Source organism: Homoserinibacter gongjuensis (genome assembly GCF_030161875.1).
Lineage (GTDB): Bacteria > Actinomycetota > Actinomycetes > Actinomycetales > Microbacteriaceae > Homoserinibacter > Homoserinibacter gongjuensis.
This window is the reverse complement of the sequence record NZ_BSVA01000001.1, coordinates 3,217,857-3,238,097: the sequence shown is the minus strand read 5'-3', so window position 1 is coordinate 3,238,097 and position 20,241 is coordinate 3,217,857. Positions and strand designations below refer to the sequence as shown.

Here is a 20,241-nt window from a genome sequence, read left to right as displayed (position 1 = left end):
ATCAGCTCAGCATCACGACCGAGGGTGAATGGAGCGACGCGCCCTTCGCCCACGCCGACGGCCCCGACGCGATCGAGGTGGCGGACGCCGCCCCGGAGAGTCGGACGACCCCGAGGGCGCCGCCGCCCGCTAGCATCTGGGCATGTCACCGCAACGGCGCGGCGGCATGCCGACGCGGGCCACGCGTCTCAACCACCATCCGGCCCCGTACCCGACACGCGCGGGCCGGTGAGAGGAATCCTATGAAGATCTGGTCCCTCCACGGCGACGGCAAGTCGGTCGCCCCCGGTGAGGTCGTCGCTCCCTCGGAGCGGTTGAACTGGCCGGCGACGATCGCGATCGGCGTGCAGCACGTCGTCGCCATGTTCGGAGCCACATTCCTGGTGCCGGTGCTCACCGGCTTCCCGGTGCCCACCACCCTCTTGTTCTCGGGCGTCGGAACCCTGCTGTTCCTGATCATCACGCGCAACAAGCTGCCGAGCTACCTCGGATCGTCGTTCGCCTTCATCGCGCCGGTCACGGCCGCGACGGCGAGCGCGGGCATGGGGTCGGCGCTCGCGGGCATCGTGGCGGTCGGCATCCTGCTGGCGATCGTCGGCGTCATCGCGAACGTCACGGGCACCGGCTGGATCGACAAGCTCATGCCGCCCGTCGTGGCCGGGGCGATCGTCGCGCTCATCGGGTTCAACCTCGCGCCCGTCGCGTGGTCGAACTTCGAGCAGGGCCCGCTCGTGGCCGCCATCACCCTCACCGCGGTCGTGCTGTTCAGCGTGCTGTTCCGCGGCTTCCTCGGGCGGATCTCGATCTTCCTGGGTGTCGTCGTGGGCTACATCGCGGCGGCGCTGCTGGGTGAGCTCGACCTCTCGGCCGTCGAGAAGGCCGACTGGATCGGGCTGCCGACCTTCCACCTGGCCGACTTCGCATCCGCGGGCACCTGGTCGGCGATCGCGATGTTCCTGCCGGTCGTGCTCGTGCTCATCGCCGAGAACGTCGGCCACGTGCGCGCCGTCGCGGCCATGACCGACAAGTCGGTCAACGCCTCCACGGGCAAGGCGCTCATCGCCGACGGTGTCGCCACGACGCTCGCCGGTTTCTTCGGCGGATCCGGTACCACCACCTACGGCGAGAACATCGGCGTCATGGCGGCCACCCGTGTGTACTCGACGGCCGCCTACTGGGTGGCCGGTGCCACGGCGATCCTGCTGAGCCTCTCGCCCAAGATCGGTGCGCTGTTCAACTCGATCCCTGCGGGCGTGCTCGGCGGCGTGACCACGGCCCTCTACGGGCTCATCGGCATCATCGGCATCAAGATCTGGGTCGACAACCGCGTGGACTTCTCGCGGCCCGTCAACCAGTACACCGGCGCCGTGGCCCTGGTCATGGCGATCGCCGGCTTCTCGATGAGCTGGGGCGACTTCACCCTCGGCGCGATCGTGCTCGCCACGGCCGCCGCGCTCGTGATCTACCACCTCGGCAACCTCATCGCGCGGGTGCGCAAGACGGGCGCCGACGACGGCGGGCCCATTCCCGCGGTCGGCCAGCTCGGCGGCGACCCGCAGTAGCCGCGGCAGTTGATCGGGGGCGGGGCGACCCGCCCCCGATCAGCTCGAGAAGGCGTTCGCGACGTTCACGATCACGATCACGAAGATGCCCACGAAGATCGTGACGAAGGCGACAGCGCCCGCGATGAGCCCCCACACCATCCGCGGCATCCGCCCACGCAGACGGGCTCCGTCGGGGGCGACGGTTCCCGCGGCGTCGAACTGCAGGTCTGGGGCGGCGCGCTCGTCGGCGTAGAGATCCGTGCGGTCCCAGGTCTTCGCCCCCACCGTGGCGCGGATGTGTGCGAAGCGCTGCCAGACCGCAGGGTCGGTGAGGTCGAAGCCGCCGGGCTTGTAGACGATGAGCCGATCGTCGCGCAGCTCGACGTCGAGGTCGCCCGTCTCGTCGATGAGCAGCGCCATCAGGTCGGGCGTGAAGACGTAGAGCGCGTCGCGTTCGTAGCCGGAGGGCGCGTACAGGCGGAACCGGCTGTCGAAGTCGCCCTCGAGCGAGAGATGCTGGTTCGCCGCCGGGCGGCGCAGCAGGCTCGAGAAGGGCCCGCGGTCGTTGCTGCGGGCATCGAGCACCATGTGGGGACCCGGCGGGGCAGGGTGATCGCGAGGTAGCCGAGTTCGAGACTGCGCTCGGGGGTCGACACGCTCATCGTCGTGGTGACCGTCCAGCCGCCGCGCCGCTCGGTCCTCGATGCCGAGCGGTTGCCGCCCGTGATACGACCGGCCTCCCAGCCTTCGCCCGTCACGCGATCGCGTCCCACTCCCGACGACACCTGCTCCCACAGGCCTACGGATGCCGGCGGGGCGGCCGTCTCGTCATAGCGCCAGCCGTTGGCGGCGGCGAAGGAGCGCAGGTCACGGGTGGCGGCGAGCTGGTCGAGCGCGGTGGTCACGTGTTCACCCTAGGGGCGCCGGCAACCGCGTCGACGTCAAGGGGTGGCGAGCCGGAGCGCCCCGACCAGCAGCAGCGCACCGGCGAACCACGCCGCCGCGCTCGCGCCGAACACGAGGACGAGCACCACGCCGACGGCTGCGAGCAGCACCGCGGTGACGGCAGTGGCGGGGTGCGCAGGCGTCGTGGGGCGCCCGGGGTCGGCGGCGGCCTCGCGGCGTCCCACGACCGCGACGAGCAGGGCCACGACGACGAGCACGCTCGCGATCCACACCGGCCGCGTGAGCCACCAGGCCTCGGTGAGCGGGGCAGGCAGTTCGTCGCCGACCGTCACGAGCAGCACACCCGCGAGGCCGATGAGCACGAGCATGTGCCAGGAGTAGATCGTCATGGCGCGGGCGCCGATGGCGGACACCGCCGTCGCGACCCCGCGGATGCCGTGCAGCCGCCGCAGGGCGGGACGCGCGAGCTGGAACAGGCACAGCTGCGCGACGCCGAGCAGCACGAGGGCCGCGGTCGGCGGGTTGAGGTTGTCGAACAGGTCGAAGGAGTACACGCCGTTGACGCAGAGCGCCGCGAGTGTTCCGAGTGCGACGGCCGCGACCGCGAGCAGCGTGCGGCGGTTCGTCGACACGCGGCCGTCGGCGAGGTGGAAGCCGAGCTGCTGCAGCAGCAGCCACACGAACAGCAGGTTGGCGAAGCCGAGCGCCTCGATGCCGGTGGTGATGCGTGTCGCATCGACCGCGACGACGAGCGCGGCGAGGGCGGCCACCGCGACGCGCGGGGCGGCACGGTGCGCCGCGGTCATGAGCGGCACGAGCGCCGTGCACAGCAGGTAGACGCCGAGGAACCACAGTGGCTGGCTCATGCGGAAACCGGCGACGGCCACCATGTCGGCCGGCACGCCGCTCAGGCTCAGCACGAGCAGCACCACCGCGGTGACGCCCATCGCACCGAGCGCGGGCGGCAGCAGCCGTCGCATCCGCAACGCCAGATAGTCGGAGGCCGACACGCCGCGCGTGCGCAGGCGACTCCACTGCGTGACGCTCGAGAAGCCGCCCAGCACGAAGAACAGCGGCATGATCTGCACGAACCAGGTGAGCGCGGCGAAGCCGCCCCAGCCGTCCATGGCGTTCTCGAGCAGCGGCGCGCCGCCCGCCATGCTCACGCCCACCATGAAGGAGTGCAAGGCGACGACCACCACGAGGCACCACGCGCGGGCCACGTCGATCGAGGCGTCGCGGGCGGTGCGGGTGCTCAGGGTGCTGGGCGCGGGCGCGGGGGATGCCGGGGCGCTGGTGGCCGTGAGGCGTGCGCCGGTCGTCGGCTCGATGAGCGTCGTCATGATTCGATCCCTTCTGGCCCTGTCGCGGGTAGCACGAGCTTGGTGCCGGGGTCGGGGGCGGCACATCACGCTGAGGGTTCGACGGCACCCGTACCGCGGTAGGGGCGCCGCCGGCGGCATTCGCCACGCGCGAGGGATGAACCGGGTGACCGGCTCGCGTAGCTTGGCGTCGTGGATCGGATGCGCGAGATGCTGCGGGACGGCTTCGGAGCCGGAGCCCGCGCCACGAGCGGGCGGCTCAGCACCCCCGGCTGGGTCACCTGGAGCCTCATCTCCTTCGGCATCACCGCCGTGAGCGTGCCGACGCTCGCGGTGCTCTACGACGTCTTCGTGCCGATCGCGTTCGTGCTCGGCATCCTGCAGGGCGGCAGCGTGCTGCTCGCCGCGCTGCGTCCGTGGTGGGGGCTGCGGCGCAGCTCGCGGCCGTCGTGGGCTTCGTGGCCGCGGCGGATGCCACCGGCGGGCCGTGGCCGATGCCGGTGCTCGGCATGATCGCGCTCGGCGGCGTGCTCGTGGCGCTCGGCCTGCACGGCTACTGGGGTGTGGGAGCTGTCACCTGGCTTGCGGCGATCGTGCTGCTCATCTTCTCGGCGCTCGTCACGGGGGCGTTCCGGCCCGTCGCCGACGAGGCGCTCTCCGACCTCATCGTGACGGCCAGCACGACCGCCCTAGGGCTGTTCGCGGCGGCCGTCGTCGCGCAGCTGCTCGACGCGCGCGTCGAGGTGCGCGAGGCGCGCGAGCAGACCGAGATCGAGCGCGCGCACGTGCTCTGGCAGCAGGAGCGTGCCCGCATCGCGCGCGAGATGCACGACGTGGTGGCGCACAGCATGTCGATAGTGCACATGCGCGCCACCTCGGCGCGATACCGGCTCGACGGCCTCGGAACGGATGCGGTGGCCGAGTTCGACGGCATCGCGGAGCAGGCGCGTGCGGCGCTGCGCGAGATGCGCGGACTGCTCGGCGTGCTGCGCGAGGGCGACGGTGTGCTCGATGCTCCGCAGCCGGGGCTCGCCGACCTGCCCGCGCTGCTCGAGGCGACCCGCGATGCCGGTGTCGCCATCACGGCGTCGCTTCCGCCCGAGGTCACCGAGGTCGAGCCGCCCGCCTCGCTGCAGCTCGCGCTCTACCGGGTGGCGCAGGAGTCGCTCAGCAACGTCGTGCGGCACGCCCGCGGTGCCGAGGTGTTCGTCGGGCTCGAGCGAGTCGGGCCCGAACTGTGGCTGACCGTCGAGAACGGGGCGCCACGCGACGGCGAGACGGAGGTGGGCGCCGCATCCGACCAGGGCGGCCACGGCATCCGGGGCATGATGGAACGCATGGCATCGGTGGGCGGGTCGCTCGATCACGGCACCGTGCCGGGCGGCGGCTATCGCGTCGTGGCGCGGGCGCCGCATCCGCTGACCTCGGGTGACGGTACAGCGGGCAGGGAGGGTGCCGCGTGAGCATCCGGGTTCTGGTGGTCGACGACCAGCAGATGTTCCGGGTGGGGCTCGTGGCGATCCTCGCGGCGCAGCCCGACATCGAGGTCGTGGGTGAGGCGGATGACGGCGCAGCGGCCCTTGCGAAGGTGCGCAGCCTGAGACCGGATGTCGTGCTCATGGACGTGCGCATGCCGAACCTCAACGGCATCGACGCGACGGCGGCGATCCTCGGCGACGAGGTCTCGGCGCATCGGCCGCGGATCGTGATGCTCACGACCTTCGACATCGACGACTACGTCTTCGCGGCGTTGCGCGCGGGCGCGAGCGGGTTCCTGCTCAAAGACGCCACGCCCGAGGAGCTGGTCGCGGCGGTGCGCACCGTGCACGCCGGGGATGCGCTGCTCTCGCCGCGCGTCACGCGCACCCTGGTCGCGGAGTTCGTGGGCACGCCCGCGCGGCGCACGCCGCCGTCGACGGCGTTCGCGGAACTCACCGACCGCGAACGCGAGGTGCTGCTGCTCATGGCGGCAGGCTTCAGCAACACCGAGATCGCCGAGCGGCTCTTCATCGCCGAGCAGACCACCAAGAGCCATGTGAGCCGCATCCTCACCAAACTCGGGCTGCGCGACCGCGTGCACGCCGTCGTGCTCGCCTACGAGTCGGGGCTCGTCGTGCCCGGCGACCGGGACGGCCAGGCCTGAGCATGACGCCGCCGTCCGCCGCGAGCAAGCCATGCGCGTTCTGCGAGGTCGTCGCGCAGCGCTCGCTCGCGTTCGAGGTGCTGCGCACCGACGACTTCGTGGCGTTCCTCGACATCCGCCCACTCTTCGCGGGGCACACCCTGCTCGTGCCGACCCGCCACGTCGTCACCTACGACGCCCTGCCGCTCGAGCTCGCCTCCGCGTGGGTCGACCTCTCGCAGCGCCTGCAGCGCGCGGTCGAGCGCGCCACGGCGAGCGAGGGCTCGCTCATGATCATCAACAACATCGTCAGCCAGAGCGTGCCGCACCTGCACCTGCACGTGATCCCGCGCAGCAAGGGCGACGGCCTGCGTTTCTGGCTCGGCCCGCGGCACCCTACGCGAGCGACGCCGATGCCGAGCGCATGGCGGCGAGCATCCGCGCCGAACTCGCGCGTTAGGCCGGCGGGAACGCGGAGGCGAGCACCCTGCCCACCGCGTCGGGATCGATCGTCGGCGGAACCGTCTGCAGCAGCTCCTTCGGCAGCCGCCGCGGCCACACCACCCGCACGCCGCGCACGCTGAAGTGACCGCCGATGAGCGGCCAATCCGCATCGACGAAGCAGAGGATCCCACGGGCGGATGCCGTCTCGCCGAGCACGGCCTGCACCTTCTCGAGCTGCCAGAGCATGCCGTCGACGAGCTTGTCCTGCTTGCGGCCGCCGACCGTCAGGCGGTCGGTTCCGCCGATGCCCAAGAAGCCGCCCTCGGTCACCAGATCGGGGCGCTTGTTGAGGTAGCGCTTGGCGTCGATCACCCAGACGCCCCAGGGGGTCACCGCGATGTGATCGATGTTGGCCTTGGTGCCCGGGATGCGGCGGTCGTGGAGCGCGATCACGCCCACCTCGGCGAGGGCGTCCAGTTGCGCCGCCACGCGTTCTTCACCGACCGCCCCCTGTGCCCAGACGCTCGTGCTCCGCCGCGGGCTGTCGTCGACCGCGAGGAAGGTCGCGACCTTGCCGATGAACCCGTCGCCGAAGGTGGCGCGCACATTGGCCTTTCGCGCCTCGATGCGGGCGTCATCCCGGGCTTTGCGTCGCTCGAATTCGCGCCTCGCCGATGCTCCCGCTGCGCCCAGCTCGAGCCCGGGGCACGCGGTGTGGTGCACGCTCCGGCTCGATGGACTGTAGACGGCTCGGGCACCCTTCGGGATCTCCTCGCCGCAGACCGTGCACACCCCCGCGAAGCGCAGGTTCATCTCGCGGTCGGTCTCCGTCGTCTGTTCCACGACTGTGAGCATGACAGGGTGGGATCGCTTGGCGAAGGGTCGGCACGCGCCCAGTTCCGGGGCACGCGGGATGGAGCGGGCCCGGCGCGGCCCTCACCCGAAGGTGAACGAGTACGCCTCCAGCCCCGGCGAGAGCTCCAGCTCGACCTCGTCGTGCTCGGGGTCGGGCGCCGAAGCGACCGTGTAGATGTTGGGGGCGCCCGACACCCGGATCGTGCGCTCACGCCCGTCGGCGGTGACCGTGATGGTGCCGGTGCCGCCCACGTTCAGGTACACCTTCGACGCGTGGTAGTCGAGGCGGATGCGGGCGCCGGCGCCGGCGAGAAGCGACTCGTGCCCGATGGTCCAGCTGCCGCTCAGCTCGAACCCGCCGGCGGGCAGCGCTCGCGCGTCGGTGAAGTCGTGTGTGCCCTCTGTGTAGTCGCCGTCGCCCGCGTAGAACTGCATCCGATCGGCGCCCAGGTAGGTCTCGCGGCTCTGCTTCGGGTCGGTGGGTGTCGTGTTCGGGAGCTGCACGGATGCCGGCAGCACGACATCCGGGTCCGCCTCGGTCAGCAGGCCGCGGATGAGTTTCTCCTCGTGGGTGTACGAGCCCTCGCCGTAGAGCACGTACCGCACGCGACCGGTCGCGTCGATGAGGTAGGTCGCGGGCCACACGGTGTTGCCGTACGCGTTCCAGGTGCCGTAGTCGTTGTCGATCGCGATCGGGAAGGTGACGCCGATGCGGTCGGCGCCCGCTCGTACGTTGTCGATCACGTGCTCGAAGGCGTACTCGGGAGTGTGCACGCCGACGACGGTGAGGCCCGCCGAGGCGTAGGCGTTCGCCCAGGCCTCCACGTGCGGCAACTCCCGCTGGCAGTTGATGCACGAGTACGCCCAGAAGTCGACGAGCACCACCTGACCGCGCAGTCGCGGGAGGCTGAGAGGCTCGTCGCCGGGGGTGTTGAGCCAGCGCTCGATGCCGGTGAACTCGGGTGCCGGGCCGCAGTCGTCGCCGTCGATCACGTCGTAGTTGGCCTGCAGCTGGCAGTACAGCAGCTTGTCGTCATAGTCGTCGCGGTTCGCGCCGCCGCTGAGGATCTGCGACGCGTCGCGCCCGGCGGCGCCCGCGAGAGCCTCCGTGTAGTTCGGGATGGTGCGCTGGATGAGGTCGGTCACGTTGAAGGTGAGACCGATCGCGAGCGCGATCATGACCGAGCCGCTCACGATCTGCACCGCGCGGCGATGCCTGCGGAAGGCTGCGATGCGGGCGACGAGCTGCCGCCCGGCGAGCGCGAACACGAGCAGTGGAATCGCGCATCCGACCGCGAACGCGAGCGTGAGGATGATCGTGTCGGGGCCGAGATCACCGGTCGCGCCGGCGACCGTGATGGCGGCGAGCACGGGCCCCGCGCACGGCACGAATACTGCGCCGAGGGCGAGGCCGAGCAGCAGCCCGCCGCGGTCGGGGTCGACGTGGCGCTGCGGGATCCAGGCGAACGGCTTCTCGACGAGGTGGCCGATCGCGGGCACGATCATCGAGACGCCGAGCAGCACGAGCACGACGAGCCCCGCCCAGCGGATGAGATCGGCCGGCAGGTGCAGCAGCGACAGCAGGGCAGTGCCCACGAGGGTGAAGATCGAGAAGCTGATCGTGAGGCCCACCACGATCAGCACCGGGCGCGCGCGACTGGGCACGGCATCCGAGTCGACCCCACCGGAAGCGGTGCCCACCCCGCGCGAGGCGCCGCCGAGGAAGACCACCGGCAGCACCGGCAGAATGCACGGCGAGATCCCCGTCAGCAACCCGCCGACGAGCCCGATCAGCACGAGCGTCACGAGCACACGCTATTCCTGTGCGTGCACCTCGTGCACACCCCGGCGGGCCCACCACATCCCGGCGCCGACGAGCAGCGCGGCGAGCAGCGTCAGGGCGAGCGCGGCGATCGTGATCGCGCCGCGGAACTGGATGGTCTGCTCGTCGGTCCACGCGGATGCCGTGATGCTCCCGGTGAAACCGGCCGCGATGATCGTGCCCGAGACCGCGATGCCGAGGCCGGTGGTGAGCTGGCTCGCCGTGTCGATGAGTGCCGCGCCGATCGTGGTGCGATCCTCCGGGAGCCCGTGCATCACGTTGTTGCCCGCGACCACCCCGACGATCCGCATCCCGGCGGCCACGAGCACGAGCGAGACGGCGACCCAGCCGTACCCGAACTGGCCGAACGCGGCGTAGACGCCCAAGCCCGCCACCACGACGACGGCGCTCACCCAGGCCGCTGTGGCCAAGCCGGTGCGCCGGATGAGCGGCGAGATGAGGGCGCCCCCGGCGATCAGCGTGATCACCTGTGGCAGCATGCCGAGCGCCGCCTGCGCGGGCGCCCATCCCCAGTCCAGCTGCAGCTGCAGCGTGACCAGATAGCTCAGCCCCGCGATGGCGAGCCCCGCGGCCGCCTTGAAAGCGAGCCCACTCGAGACGAGGGGTCGGGCGATGAGGGCGAGGTCGAGCAGCGGATGCGCCGCCACGCGTTGCCGCAGCACGAAGACCACCGCGAGCGCCGCGGCTCCGGCGGCGGCCAGCCATGCGGTCCACGACGCGGCGCCCTCCTCGATGAAGAGGGTGGGGGCGACCAGTGCGAACACGACCGTGAGGGTCCCCGAGAGCGCTCCGGGCACATCGATGGGATGCGGATGCCGGTCCCCGCCGGAATCGGCCGGTACACCGAGACGGATGAACACCAGGGCGAGCAGGGCGACCGGCACGTTCACGAGCAGGAGCACCTGCCAGGGGGCGAAGCTCAGCACGACACCCCCGGCGGTGGGGCCGAGCGCAAGGCCGACGAGGCCGACGGTCGAGATCAGGGTGATGGCGCGCACCCTGAGCTGCTCGTCATCGAAGAGCCGGAACGCGAGCGCGAGGGCGCCGGGTGTCGTCATGGCAGCCGCGACGCCCATCACGGCGCGCAGGGCGATGAGCTCGTCGACGGTGGTGACGAACAGAACCGCCGAACTCGCCAGGGCGAGCAGCACGAGCCCGATGATCATCACCCGGCGACGGCCGAAGCGATCGGCCACGGCGCTGAGCGCGATCATGAGCCCGCCGAACACGATCGCGTAGGAGCTGGTCACCCACTGCAACGCGGTCGTGGATGCGCCGAGCTCACGGCCGATCGTGGGCAGGGCCACGTTCAGCACCGAGTTGTCGAGCATCTCGAACAGGAACACGGCCGACAGCCCCGCGAGCGCGAGTCCGGCAGCCCGCAGGGTCTGCGGCCGGCGTGCGGCTGAGCGCGGCGCCCGAGCCGTCGGAGACGTGGGAAGGTGCGTGTCGTGGCTCATGCCACTCCTCTGAGGTAGGAGAAGTGGCGACCTGACGGAGCCTGCGAGCACGGCCGATGCCGTGTTTTTACTTCCGGTGCAGCGACCCTAGCGCATCTTCCTCACGTGCGCCGACTCGCCGCGTCACGAACCGCGGCGGCTCAGCGCCAGCCGAGCTCGGGCGCCACGTGGGTGAGGATCGACTCGAGCACGTGCGCGTTGTAGTCGACGCCCAGCTGGTTGGGGATCGTGAGCAGCAGGGTATCGGCGGCGGCGATCGCCTCATCCCCGCGCAGCTGCTCCACGAGCCGGTCGGGCTCGGCGGCATAGCTGCGGCCGAAGACGGCGCGGTAGTCGTCGAGCTGACCGAACTGGTCGTCCTCATCGCGCTGTCCGCCGCCGAAGTACATACGATCGCGGTCGTCGACGAGAGCGAAGATCGAGCGGCTCACGGAGGTGCGCGGCGTGCGCTCGTGGCCGGCGGCCTTCCAGGCCTCGTGGAACTTCTCGATCTGCTTGCGCTGCTGCACGTGGAAGGGCTCGCCCGACTCGTCCTCCTTGAGGGTCGAGCTCATGAGGTTCATGCCCTGCTCGGCGGCCCACACGGCGGTCGAGTCGGAGCCTGCACCCCACCAGATGCGGTCGCGCAGCCCGGGCGACTGCGGCTGGATGCCGAGGGGCCCCGGATGCGGGTTCGGGAACATCGGGCGCGGGTTCGGTTCCGCGAAGCGCGCGCCGTCGATCACCTTGAGGAACACCTCGGTGTTGGACCGGGCGACGTCGGCCATCGTCATCCCCTCGGGGGCGTCGTAACCGAAGTAGCGCCAGCCGTCGATCACCGACTCGGGTGAGCCGCGGCTCACGCCGAGCTGCAGGCGGCCGCCGGAGATCAGGTCGGCGGCGCCGGCATCCTCAGCCATGTACAGCGGGTTCTCGTAACGCATGTCGATGACGCCCGTGCCGAGCTCGATGCGGCTCGTCTTGGCGCCTGCCGCCGCGAGCAGCGGGAACGGGCTGCCGAGCTGCGTGGCGTAGTGGTGCACGCGGAAGTACGCGCCATCGGCGCCGAGTTCCTCCGCGGCCACCGCGAGATCGATCGACTGCAGCAGCACATCCGAGGCGCTGCGCGCGCTCGATCCCGGCGAGGCCGACCAGTGGCCGAAGGAGAGGAACCCGATCTTCTTCATGTCTGCTCCAACGTATGCGGATGCATGGATCATTCCCCTCGATGTTGCGGTTTCGGCGCGGTGTGGCTGGCGCGCCGCGCACATTGCGCCGAAACCGCAACATGGGTGCGCGCGGCATCAGCTCACGCGGGGCGCAGCAGCGCCCCCGGATGCGCGACGGTCGCGGCGGCGACGCGCATGGCGTGCTCGAGTGCGTCGAACCAGTCGATGTCGCGGATGCCGAGCGTCGCGATCTCGGACAGCACGGCCGCGAAGACGGCGTCTCCCGCGCCCGTGGTGTCGACGACCGCATCCGGGGTCACGAGGCTCGGCTGGCGCCAGCGTGCATCGCCGATGCGGATGCTCGCGCCCGCCCCGCCCTCGGTCGTGAAGACGTAGGGATAGCGGGCGAGGAGGCGGGGGCGACCTCGGCCACCGGTTCGCCCCACAACAGCTCGATGTCGTCGTCGCTCAGCTTGATGAGCTGCGCGAGGCCGCCGAAGCCCTCGAGGGCGCGCCGGAACGCGTCGGCATCGCGCAGCAGACCGAGGCGGGGGTTCGGGTCGACAGCCACGTGCGGACGACCCGCGACTGCGCGCTCGAGCAACTCCACCTGGGCAGGGGCATCGAAGGGGAAGCCGCTGACCGCGACGACGTCGGCCTCCGCGATGGCGGCACGCTGGGTGTCGTCGAAGTCGATGCGGCGGCCCACGAGGGAATCGCTGAAGCTCGGATGGGCCTCGCCGTCGGCCCGTTCGGAGCGGGCGACGCCCGTGCCGAGGGGTGTGATGGTGGGGAGCAGCTCGACTCCGAAGTCGGCGAGGTGCCCTCGGATGAGCGCACCGTCGACGTCGTCGCCGATCATCGCCACGAGCCTCGCCGGCACCCCCAGGATGCTGAGGCCCACCGCCACGTTGAGCGCCGAGCCACCCACCTGATGCGTGGTGCCCTCGTCGCCGACGAGCTCGTCGATGAGGGCGTCGCCGATCACCACCACGCGTGCGCTCACGCGTGCCACCTCACGGGAGCGACCTCGCCGGAGCGCCGATCGAGGCGCGCGAGATCACCGGCATGGGCACCAGCATCTCACGTGGCCGCTCGTCGCCCGAGAGCAGCAACTCGACCGCGGCACGACCCATGGCCTCGTGCGGCAGCGCGATGGTCGAGAGGCCGGGACGCAGGTACGACGCGACCTCGTCGTTGTCGAACGAGACGATCGACACCTGCTCGGGGATCCGGATGCCACGCTCGCCGAGCGCCTGGTAGGCACCGAAGGCGACACGGTCGTTCATGCAGACGAGGGCGCGGGGCATGACCCCGTCGTCGAGCAGGCGGCAGACGGCGTCGTAGCCGTTCTCGGGCTCCCACTCCCAGATCGACTCCTCGCGCGCGAACTTGAGCCCGTGCTGAGCCATCGCCCCCGGATGCCGGCGACGCGCCTGGCCACCGTGGCGGACCGGAAGAGGTCGCGTTCGACCTCGTCGTTCTGGCCGACGAGCACGATGTCGTGCCGGTGGCCCGCCTGCGCGAGCAGTTCGATGGCGGCGCGCCCGCCGGCCTCCTCGTCGGGGAGGACCGAACGCGGGTAGCGGGTGTTGGTGGCGTTCAGCATCACGGCGGGCGTGCCGTCGGGCAGCTCGGGAAGGAACACCTCGCGGGCGCGCATCGTCGCGAAGATGATGCCGTCGACCTGCCGGTCGAGGAGGGCCTCGATCGCTTCGGCCTCGCGCGCGGACTCCCCGCCCGTCTCGGCGACGAGCACGACGTGCCCCGCCGCTTCGGCGGCGGCGAGCGCCCCGCGGATGAGACCGCTCGCGAAGCGGGTGGTGGCCACGACATCCGAGACGAAGCCGATGGTGTGCGTCTTGGCGGTGCGAAGGCCGCGGGCCGCGACATTGGGCCGGTAGCCCAGCTCGCGGGCTGCCGCGTGCACGCGGTCGTGCGCGTCTTGGGAGAGCCGCGTGTCGGGACGGCCGTTGAGGATCATCGAGGCCGCCGCGATCGACATACCCGAGCGGGCCGCCACATCCGCGAGCGTGACCCTCTTGCGCGCCATCGCGACTCCTTTCGCGAGCCGATGGTAGCGGGGGCGACGACGCCGACCCGCCGCAAGGACTTGACACCTCGGCTTCGAAATGCGAGCTTATCCGTGCTGAACCCATTTAGCACCATCAGAGGCCACGCGATCCCATGATCGAATGGAGTTCGGTTCAGCGGGTCACCCCCACGACGAAGGAGTCGACATGGCAATCACGAACCGAGGTTCGCGCCGGATGCGCGGTGCGAGCCTCTCGGCCGCCGCACTGGTCGCGGCCACGGCGGTCGCATTGGCCGGCTGCGCCCCCGGCGGCAGCGCGCCCACCGACACGAACACGACCAAGGTCAGCACCGAGCTCACGAGCGAGAACGTCAAGCTCGTGATCGCCGACGAGACCGGCTTCCCGGTCACCGACAAGCTGACCGAGGAGTTCACCAAGCAGCACCCGAACATCACTTTCGAGATCACGCGCGACACGTTCCAGAACCTCACGGCGAACGCACCCAAGCTGCTCGCGAGCTCGACGCCGCCCGACCTCATCCGGCTCCCCACCATCGGCGACACGGTGAAGGACGGCCTGCTGGCCAACCTCGACCCGTACTTCGACGCCTACGGATGGGATGCCTGGCCCGCCTCACAGCTCGCACCGCTGCGGATGGGCGACGACGGCATCCGCGGTTCGGGCTCGCTCTACCAGCTGGGTCTCGGCTACTCGGTCACCGGCATCTTCATGAACACGAAGATCGCCGCCGAGCTGGGCATCGACGCCCCGCCCTCAACGATCGCTGAGCTCGAGGCCGACCTCGCCACGGCGAAGGCCGCCGGCGTGCTGCCGATCATGGCGGGCGACAAGGACGGCGTGGTCAACTTCGTCGTTCAGGCGGCCATGAACCAGTACGTCGATCCAGGCGAGTTCATGAAGTGGATGTTCAACGAGCCCGGCGCACGCTACGACCAGCCGGGCACCGTCGAGGGTGCCGAACTCATCCGCAAATGGGCGGATGCGGGCTACTTCCCGTCGGATATCAACGCCATCGACTACGCCACCTTCGTCAGCCGCTTCGCGGAGGGGAGGGCCTGTTCACCTTCAACGGCAACTGGGCCGCGCAGAGCTACCAGGACGCTCTCGGGGATGACGTGACGTTCTTCCTCGCGCCGCCCGCGAAGGAGGGTGCGGGTCACGTGGCGATGGGCGCTGCCAACTCGTTCTCGGTCGCCGCGAAGTCGAAGCACCTCAACGAGATCGTGTACTTCCTGAACTGGATCCACACCGATCCGGCCGCGCGCCAGATCATCGTCGACGTCACGGGCGCCTCGCCGGGAGGCGACCCGTCGCTGCCGCAGCCGTCGGTGAAGCCGGGGTCGCTCATCGAGCAGGCGCTCGAGATGAGCGCCACGATCGGTGCCGAGAACGGCCAGGTCGACTTCATGGCGAACACGACGGCGGGCATCTACGCGGGTTCGATCATTCCCGAGTCGCAACTGCTCGTGACCAGCCAGATCACCGGCAAGGAGTTCGTGGAGCGCGTTCAGAAGTTCTACGAGAGCGAGATCGGCGGCTGATGTCCCACCCCGTCGCCCGCCGGGCCACCGCACGTGCGGCGGCCCGGCGGGTCACCCTGATCGGCTGGGGGCTGCTCGTGCCGGCGCTCGCGGCCTACCTCGGGTTCGTCGTGTGGCCGCTGGCGCTCGGTGTGCAGTACTCGTTCTACGACTGGAACGGGGTGGGCGTCGCCACCTGGGTCGGCGTCGAGAACTACCTCAAGGTGTTCGCCGACCAGGCGCTGCTGGGGTCGATCACCAACGCGTTCATCCTCATCGCGTTCTTCACGATCATCCCGGTGGGCGTGGGGCTCGTGCTCGCCACGCTCATCCGCTCGTTGCGTGCCGGGTGGTTCTCGAACCTCTCCCAGACGGTGCTCTTCCTGCCGCAGATCATCCCGCTCGCGGCGGCCGGCATCGCGTGGGCGTGGATGTACGCCCAGACCGGCACCGTCAACCAGGTGTTCGGCTGGCTGGGCCTCGGCTTCCTCGCCCGGCCGTGGCTGGCTGACTACGGCACAGCCCTGCCCGCCGTCGGACTCATCGGATCGTGGGTGCTGACGGGCTTGTGCACCGTGCTGCTCCTCACCGGGATCGGCAAGATCGACACCTCGCTGTATGAGGCGATCCGCATCGACGGCGCCGGATGGTGGCGCGAGTTCTTCACGATCACCCTCCCCGGGCTCCGGCAGGAGATCGCGGTGCTCGTGACGCTCACCGTGATCGCGGCGCTCTCGAGCTTCGACATCATCTACACCTCCACCCAGGGCGGGCCGGGGCGCGCGACCATGGTGCCGGGCCTGCTCATCTACCGGATCGGGTTCACGCAGAGCGACGTAGGTCAGGCATCCGCGTTCGGCATCGTGCTCATGCTGCTGGTGCTCGCCGTCGTGCTGCCTATCCAACGACTCTCGAGGGCGGCCGACCGATGAGAACCAGTCGCACCGAACTGCTGCTCGGGCGCGTGCTGCTCGTGGTGGCGATCGTGCTCACCGTCGCACCGCTGGTCAGCATGCTCTCGGCGGCGCTCCAACCCGCCGACCGGAACCCGACAGGGCTCAGCTGGCCCACCGATCCGCAGTGGGGCAACTTCGTGACCGCCTTCGAAGTCGGCCATGTGTGGCGGCTCATGGGGTCGAGCGTGCTCATCGTGCTCGGCGTCGTGCCCGTGAGCCTGCTGTTCGCGACACTCGCCGGCTACGCGCTCGGTGCGCTGCGGGTGCGGGGCGGCCGTGGCGTTCTCATCTTCTTCGTGCTCGGGCTGACGATCCCGTTCGAGGCGCTCATCATCCCGCTCTATTACCAAGCGCAGGCGATGGGCACCCTCAACACCCAGTGGGCGATCATCTTCCCGCTCATCGGTCTGTTCATGCCCTTCAGCGTCTTCTGGATGCGTGCCCACTTCGTGAACGTCCCACCGGAGCTCTCGGAGGCGGCCCGTGTCGACGGGGCGAACATCTGGCAGGAGTTCCGTCGCATCCAGTTGCCGTTGGCGACACCGGCACTGTCGGCGCTCGCGATCCTGCTGTTCCTGTGGACCTGGAACCAGTTCCTGCTGCCCGTCGTGCTCGTCGCGAACCCGCTCGATCGCACGGTGGCCGGCGCGCTGACCTTCTTCCAGGGGCAGTACTACTCGAGCATCCCGTTACTGAACGCGGGCGCGCTCATCATCATCACGCCCGCCATCGTGGTCTTCCTGATCTTCCAACGGCAGTTCATCCGCGCGCTGCTCCAGGGCGCGGTGAAGGGATGAGCCCGGTCACGATCGAGGGAATCGTCGCGCCGGGATTCGAACCGGTGGCCGACGCGTTCCGGGCGGCCTTCGAGGTCACCGACACCGGGGCGGCGCTCGCCGTGCGGCATCGCGGTGCGGTGGTGGTGGACCTCTGGGGCGGCGTGGCGGATCCGGTGCGCGGCACGACGTGGACCCGCGATACCCACACGACGGTCTTCTCCTGCACCAAGGGACTCATGTCGATCCTCGCGGCGCGCGCCGTGGCAGCGGGGCTGCTCGACTACGAACGCCCGGTGGCCGCCTACTGGCCGGAGTTCGCCCAGGCGGGGAAGGCCGCGACCCGCGTGCGGGATCTGCTGGCGCATCGAGCCGGACTGTCGGCCCCGCGCGAGGCCGTCGACCTCGCGACCGCGCTCGAGTGGGATGCGATGACGCGGCTGCTCGCCGAGCAGGAGCCCTTGTGGGAACCGGGCTCGGGCCACGCCTATCACGCGCTGACGCACGGCTGGTTGGTGGGGGAGCTGCTGTGCCGCGTGACGGGACTGCCGCCGGGGGAGATGCTCGCGCGGGAGCTCGCGGAGCCCCTCGGGGCGCAGGTGCTCCTGGGGGTTCCGCAGGACGCGGCCATCGAGATCTCCGATTCGATCGTCGGCGACGGCCTGGCCCGGCTGACGCGTGAGCAGGCTGAGGCTCGACGACCCGGTGCGATCGATTGGCCGAATCGCGCGATGACCCTCGGCGATGCGTTCCCGCCCGAGCTGGTCGCGCCGGGAGAAGGGTTCAACGCCCCGGCGGTGCGCGCGGCGTTGATCCCGGGAGCCGGCGGCATTGCGACGGCGCGCGGGCTCGCCGCCGTGTGGTCGGCGACCGTCGTGGAGACCGACGGCGTGCGGCTCCTTGACGACGAGACGGTCACTCGGGGCATCGAGGTGGTCTCGCAGGGGGAGCCGGTGTTCGCGGTGCCGCCGCCATGGTCGCGCTGGGGCATGGGCTTCCAGCTCGACTCGGAGGCACGGCGGTATCTGGGGCCGACGAGCTTCGGTCACGACGGGGCGGGCGGGCAGGTCGCGTTCGCGGACCGTGCGCACGAGGTCGGGTTCGCGTTCGTGACCAACCGGATGGAGGCGATCGACGATCACCGCGCGACGCGAGTTGTCGACGCCCTTCGTACCGTGCTCACGGCATCCGGGAGCGCGGGAGGCGCTGAGTCGTTGGCGATGAGGGGTTCGCGCTCAGGCTAGGACGCCGCGGGTCGCACCTCGTACACCGCGCGCACGAACTGGCCGACCGGGCGGGCCTCGACCAGCCGCATCCGGTCGGACTCGAGCCGGCGGGGCAGCAGCGGCGCCCCGCCCTCGAGCGTGACGGGCGCGATCGTCACGGCGATCTCGTCGAGCGCCCCCGCGTCGAGGAACTGTCCGACGAGCTCTCCGCCGCCCATCACCCAGATGTCGCCGTCGCCCGCCGCCTCGCGGATGCCCGGCAGCGCGGTCGCCACCGAGCCGTCGACGAACCGGATCTCGACCCCTGCCGGTACGGGGAGCATCCGGCTCGTGAAGACGTAGACGGGCGTGCTGCCGAAGAACTCCGTCCACTTCTCGGGATGCTCGAGCATGTCGAGTTCGCGCAGCAGCCACTCGTAGGTGTGCGAGCCCATGACGTCGACGGCCGCGTCGGGCGTCGGGATGTCGCGCTCGGCGTCGTCGGAGCCCGGCACGGCGAAGAGCCAGGAGAGGGAGTGATGCTCGTCGGCGAGGAAGCCGTTGAGGGTCACGGCGGTGTCGAAGCGGATGCGGCCCATGCGGGGATGCTACGGGTTACCTCTGACGGCGGCTCGCGGCAGTTCAGGCAGGGGTGGCGGCGGACGATGAGCGCTCGGCGCCCGCTACCGCCGCGAGCAGCTCGCGCAATGCCTCGTCCGCCAGCCGTTCGGGCGGTGCGCCGTAACCCACGACGATCGCCGCGCGCGTGTCGCCGGCATCGCCGGCGGCATAGTCGCCGAGCCCTTCGACCGCCACCCCACGCGCGGCCGCGGATGTCACCACGGCCTCCTCGGTCACGCCCGGCGGCAGGTCGAGCAGGCAATGCAGCCCCGCGGCGAGGCCGCTCACCCGGAGCTCGGCATCCGCGAACGCCGCGACGGAGGCGTCGAGCGTCTCACGCCGACGACGGTAGCCGGCTCGCAGGCGGCGCAGGTGGCGGTCGTAACGGTGGCTCGCGATGAAGTCGGCGAGCGCGAGCTGTGAGAGCGCGTCGGCGCCCGCACCCAGGGTGCGCCGGGTCTCGAGCAGGCCCGGCAGCATTCGCGACGGCGCGACGGCCCACGCGAGTCCGACCGCCGGCGCCAGCGACTTGCTGGCGGTGCCGAGGTAGATCACGTGCTCGGGGTCGAGCGCCTGCAGGGCGCCGATTGCGCGGCGGTCGTAGCGGAACTCGCCGTCGTAGTCGTCTTCGAGTACGAGGGCGCCCGTGCGCCGCGCCCACGCCGTGACGGCGACGCGGCGCGCGGGGAGAGCGGCACTCCGGTCGGGAACTGGTGGGCGGGTGTCAGCAGCACGGCATCCGCGGGGGATGCCTCGAGGGCGGCGATGTCGGCTCCCTCGTCGTCGACCGGGATCGGCACGAGCCGCAGCCCCGCGGCCGCGAGCACGCCGCGGTGGGTCGCATGGCCGTACTGCTCGACGGCGATCGTGCGGGCGCCCTGGGCGACGAGGTGCCGGGCCACGAGCGTGAGCAGGTCGGCGAAGCCGCGCCCCGCCACCACGTGCTCGGGGTCGAGGATCACCCCGCGGGCCCGCGCGAGGTAGTCGGCGAGCACGGTCTGCAGCTGCGGAAGTCCGAGCGGCGGAACGTAGCCGAGGGCGTCGGCGGGTGCGGTCTGCGTGGCGCGCCGCACGGATGCCGCCCACTCGGCACGCGGGAAGTTCGAGGCGTCGGGGATGCCGCCGCGCAGGTCGAGGCGCCCCGCGGTCGGTCGGCCCTCGCGACGGCGCGCGGGAACGGGTGCCGAACGCGCCGCGACCCAGGTGCCGGCACCCGTGCGTGCGGCGAGCCATCCCTCGGCGGCGAGCAGGGCGTAGACCTCGGCGACCGTGTTGCGCGCGATGCCGAGGTCGGCGGCGAGTCCGCGCGAGGCCGGTAGCCGCGTGCCGGGTGGGAGGCGGCCGGCGCGGATGGCGTCGCGGATGCCGTCGGCCAGCGACGCGGCCTTGTCGCGCGGGTCGAGCGCGAGGTGCAGGTCGATGCCGAAATCGGCCCAGTCATCCGTCATGGAAATGGACCATA

Annotated in this window: 22 protein-coding genes and 1 pseudogene; 10 read left to right on the top strand and 13 right to left on the bottom strand. The window is 70.9% G+C overall.

Annotated elements, in window-relative coordinates; genetic code table 11:
- Positions 1-242 precede the first annotated feature (242 nt).
- The gene (locus tag QQK29_RS17270) at positions 243-1,562 is read left to right on the top strand and encodes a uracil-xanthine permease family protein (RefSeq protein WP_284296744.1); all 1,320 of its coding nucleotides are present in this window, start codon (positions 243-245) and stop codon (positions 1,560-1,562) included.
- A 39-nt stretch (positions 1,563-1,601) separates the two neighbouring features.
- On the opposite strand, the gene QQK29_RS17265 is transcribed toward QQK29_RS17270, so the two are convergent.
- Complete coding sequence (locus QQK29_RS17265; protein WP_284301834.1) at positions 1,602-2,132, bottom strand: hypothetical protein; 531 nt, start codon at positions 2,130-2,132, stop codon at positions 1,602-1,604.
- Between the two features lie 353 nt (positions 2,133-2,485).
- Positions 2,486-3,793, bottom strand: a complete 1,308-nt coding sequence (locus QQK29_RS17260) for an acyltransferase family protein (RefSeq protein ID WP_284301833.1) — start codon at positions 3,791-3,793, stop codon at positions 2,486-2,488.
- A gap of 171 nt (positions 3,794-3,964) precedes the next feature.
- On the opposite strand from QQK29_RS17260, the gene QQK29_RS17255 reads away from it, so the two are divergent.
- The 4 genes and pseudogenes from QQK29_RS17255 to QQK29_RS17240 form a co-directional block, all read left to right on the top strand.
- Entirely contained in the window at positions 3,965-4,285 is a 321-nt protein-coding gene (locus QQK29_RS17255) for a hypothetical protein (RefSeq protein WP_284301832.1), read from the top strand.
- Positions 4,189-5,235, top strand: coding sequence for a sensor histidine kinase (locus tag QQK29_RS17250; protein ID WP_284301831.1), 1,047 nt, complete (start codon positions 4,189-4,191; stop codon positions 5,233-5,235). Before QQK29_RS17255 ends, QQK29_RS17250 begins: the two co-directional genes overlap by 97 nt.
- On the top strand, positions 5,232-5,915 hold the full coding sequence (locus QQK29_RS17245; RefSeq protein WP_284301830.1) for a response regulator: 684 nt from the start codon (positions 5,232-5,234) through the stop codon (positions 5,913-5,915). Before QQK29_RS17250 ends, QQK29_RS17245 begins: the two co-directional genes overlap by 4 nt.
- Before the next feature lie 2 nt (positions 5,916-5,917).
- A pseudogene (locus QQK29_RS17240) lies at positions 5,918-6,193 on the top strand (HIT family protein); the annotation flags it as partial.
- A gap of 157 nt (positions 6,194-6,350) precedes the next feature.
- Here QQK29_RS17240 and QQK29_RS17235 read toward each other — a convergent pair.
- The 8 genes from QQK29_RS17235 to QQK29_RS18250 all read right to left on the bottom strand — a co-directional run bounded on the left by QQK29_RS17235 (position 6,351) and on the right by QQK29_RS18250 (position 13,697).
- Entirely contained in the window at positions 6,351-7,181 is an 831-nt protein-coding gene (locus tag QQK29_RS17235; RefSeq protein ID WP_284301829.1) for a nuclease-related domain-containing protein, read from the bottom strand.
- Positions 7,182-7,274: 93 nt separating this feature from the next.
- Positions 7,275-8,999: a cytochrome c biogenesis protein DipZ gene (locus QQK29_RS17230; protein ID WP_284301828.1), complete on the bottom strand. Its 1,725-nt coding sequence runs from the start codon at positions 8,997-8,999 to the stop codon at positions 7,275-7,277.
- Positions 9,000-9,008: 9 nt separating this feature from the next.
- Positions 9,009-10,496: an MFS transporter gene (locus QQK29_RS17225; protein WP_284301827.1), complete on the bottom strand. Its 1,488-nt coding sequence runs from the start codon at positions 10,494-10,496 to the stop codon at positions 9,009-9,011.
- A gap of 140 nt (positions 10,497-10,636) precedes the next feature.
- A complete protein-coding gene (locus QQK29_RS17220) occupies positions 10,637-11,662 on the bottom strand; it encodes an LLM class flavin-dependent oxidoreductase (protein WP_284301826.1) in 1,026 nt (341 codons plus the stop codon).
- 122 nt (positions 11,663-11,784) lie between these two features.
- Positions 11,785-11,997: a PfkB family carbohydrate kinase gene (locus QQK29_RS17215; RefSeq protein ID WP_284302039.1), complete on the bottom strand. Its 213-nt coding sequence runs from the start codon at positions 11,995-11,997 to the stop codon at positions 11,785-11,787.
- The gene (locus tag QQK29_RS17210) at positions 11,961-12,650 is read right to left on the bottom strand and encodes a carbohydrate kinase family protein (RefSeq protein ID WP_284301825.1); all 690 of its coding nucleotides are present in this window, start codon (positions 12,648-12,650) and stop codon (positions 11,961-11,963) included. The genes QQK29_RS17215 and QQK29_RS17210 overlap by 37 nt, the downstream gene beginning before the upstream one ends.
- A gap of 10 nt (positions 12,651-12,660) precedes the next feature.
- Complete coding sequence (locus tag QQK29_RS17205) at positions 12,661-13,017, bottom strand: substrate-binding domain-containing protein (RefSeq protein WP_348533937.1); 357 nt, start codon at positions 13,015-13,017, stop codon at positions 12,661-12,663.
- A complete protein-coding gene (locus QQK29_RS18250) occupies positions 12,930-13,697 on the bottom strand; it encodes a LacI family DNA-binding transcriptional regulator (protein ID WP_348533900.1) in 768 nt (255 codons plus the stop codon). The genes QQK29_RS17205 and QQK29_RS18250 overlap by 88 nt, the downstream gene beginning before the upstream one ends.
- 187 nt (positions 13,698-13,884) lie before the next feature.
- On the opposite strand from QQK29_RS18250, the gene QQK29_RS17195 reads away from it, so the two are divergent.
- The 5 genes from QQK29_RS17195 to QQK29_RS17175 are packed head-to-tail and all read left to right on the top strand — an operon-like array spanning position 13,885 to position 18,197.
- Positions 13,885-14,820 (top strand): ABC transporter substrate-binding protein, encoded by a 936-nt coding sequence (locus QQK29_RS17195; protein ID WP_284301823.1) that lies wholly within the window; start codon positions 13,885-13,887, stop codon positions 14,818-14,820.
- A complete protein-coding gene (locus QQK29_RS17190; RefSeq protein ID WP_284301821.1) occupies positions 14,817-15,242 on the top strand; it encodes a hypothetical protein in 426 nt (141 codons plus the stop codon). Before QQK29_RS17195 ends, QQK29_RS17190 begins: the two co-directional genes overlap by 4 nt.
- Entirely contained in the window at positions 15,242-16,153 is a 912-nt protein-coding gene (locus tag QQK29_RS17185; RefSeq protein WP_284301820.1) for a carbohydrate ABC transporter permease, read from the top strand. Before QQK29_RS17190 ends, QQK29_RS17185 begins: the two co-directional genes overlap by 1 nt.
- Positions 16,150-16,974 carry a carbohydrate ABC transporter permease gene (locus QQK29_RS17180; protein ID WP_284301819.1) on the top strand — a complete coding sequence of 275 codons (825 nt, stop codon included), beginning with the start codon at positions 16,150-16,152 and terminating at the stop codon, positions 16,972-16,974. The genes QQK29_RS17185 and QQK29_RS17180 overlap by 4 nt, the downstream gene beginning before the upstream one ends.
- Positions 16,971-18,197, top strand: coding sequence for a serine hydrolase domain-containing protein (locus tag QQK29_RS17175; RefSeq protein ID WP_284301818.1), 1,227 nt, complete (start codon positions 16,971-16,973; stop codon positions 18,195-18,197). The genes QQK29_RS17180 and QQK29_RS17175 overlap by 4 nt, the downstream gene beginning before the upstream one ends.
- Here QQK29_RS17175 and QQK29_RS17170 read toward each other — a convergent pair.
- The 3 genes from QQK29_RS17170 to QQK29_RS17160 are packed head-to-tail and all read right to left on the bottom strand — an operon-like array spanning position 18,194 to position 20,227.
- Positions 18,194-18,757 carry a dihydrofolate reductase family protein gene (locus tag QQK29_RS17170; protein WP_284301817.1) on the bottom strand — a complete coding sequence of 188 codons (564 nt, stop codon included), beginning with the start codon at positions 18,755-18,757 and terminating at the stop codon, positions 18,194-18,196. The two genes, QQK29_RS17175 and QQK29_RS17170, sit on opposite strands and share 4 nt — an antisense overlap.
- Positions 18,758-18,800: 43 nt before the next feature.
- Positions 18,801-19,334: an aminotransferase-like domain-containing protein gene (locus QQK29_RS17165; RefSeq protein ID WP_284301816.1), complete on the bottom strand. Its 534-nt coding sequence runs from the start codon at positions 19,332-19,334 to the stop codon at positions 18,801-18,803.
- Positions 19,331-20,227 (bottom strand): aminotransferase-like domain-containing protein, encoded by an 897-nt coding sequence (locus QQK29_RS17160; RefSeq protein WP_284301815.1) that lies wholly within the window; start codon positions 20,225-20,227, stop codon positions 19,331-19,333. Before QQK29_RS17160 ends, QQK29_RS17165 begins: the two co-directional genes overlap by 4 nt.
- Positions 20,228-20,241: the final 14 nt, after the last annotated feature.